Origin of the sequence: Mesorhizobium sp. M7A.F.Ca.CA.002.04.1.1 (assembly GCF_004022805.1) — a bacterium.
Classification (GTDB): Bacteria; Pseudomonadota; Alphaproteobacteria; order Rhizobiales; family Rhizobiaceae; genus Mesorhizobium; species Mesorhizobium ciceri.
On record NZ_RZPL01001166.1, the window covers coordinates 1 to 903 of the forward strand.

General features: G+C 57.6%; 1 protein-coding gene and 1 pseudogene. One reads left to right on the forward strand and one right to left on the reverse strand.

The window, feature by feature from the left end; translation table 11 throughout:
- Positions 1-343: pseudogene (locus ENZ75_RS33035) on the reverse strand (hypothetical protein); the annotation flags it as partial.
- Positions 344-649: 306 nt separating this feature from the next.
- Between ENZ75_RS33035 and ENZ75_RS33040 the strand changes: the two are divergent.
- The gene (locus ENZ75_RS33040; protein ID WP_013529263.1) at positions 650-862 is read left to right on the forward strand and encodes a hypothetical protein; all 213 of its coding nucleotides are present in this window, start codon (positions 650-652) and stop codon (positions 860-862) included.
- Positions 863-903 lie beyond the last annotated feature (41 nt).

A 903-nucleotide genomic window follows, 5' to 3' on the forward strand; every position in this document is an offset into this window, starting at 1 on the left:
CCACGAGGCGCGCCTGCAGACCCGCCGTGTCGCGGCCTGAATTCCCGGCGGCAGCGATCCGGCGCTGCACATCCGAGCGGCTCCTGGCGAGATCGGCGCAAGCGTTGAAGAGACCACCAAGCGAACTTTTCGCCGTGCACTGGCGCTGTCTCTCGATAGTCTGGATGGCTGCAAGTTGCCGGCGCAGTTGAGCAAGCTCCGGGTTCGCCCCGTTGCTGCGGCCACCCGAAAGCAACTGGCTTCTGATCGCGCCGCAGCTGTCCGCGTAGGACGGAAGCGTCCCGAACAAAACCGCCGCCAGCGAAATCAATGCGACCACCATGGAAGGCCAGAAACGGATCATCGGGACAACTCGGTCCTTTTTGCGGAGAACCCGGAATTACAGTCCATAACTTACACAAGTTTCAGCTATATGAGTAAACTCTAATTATCTCAAGAACTTCAGCCGGGGTAAGCTTTTGTCTATTGTATTATGTCATCTCGTGTAAATTCGATATTACATTTTTATTTCAAGATTGAGACGAACCTCAAAGGAAAGCGCAAGCCCGACCCTCGCCGCGGACCTGCAACGAAACGGACCGCCATTATCGCCAGGCGTTCGAAACCTTTGCCCGGTCTTCCGCGTTGAAGGACCAAAGGGAGAACGCAGATGTCGATCCACTTCACCGTCTCGGACCTGACAAGAAACCTGTTTCACTCGCTGGGGCTGGATCAGCGCGCGCCAAGGCCTCTCAATCCCGAACAAAGCCTGTTGCTGGAATGCTATCTGGCCGGTCAGGTTCCGGAATCGGCCTGGAACGACTACGTCTTCGAAACGCCCGATCTTGCCCGGCATGCCGCGGCACGGCGCAGTCACCATTGAGCCGGCGGCGGGTGCCTACTTGGGAGAGGCGAATTGCAACG

Bases quoted from the DNA above. Each gene is read 5' to 3' on its own strand.
- ENZ75_RS33040 (WP_013529263.1), top strand. From the start codon at position 650: ATGTCGATCCACTTCACCGTCTCGGACCTGACAAGAAACCTGTTTCAC.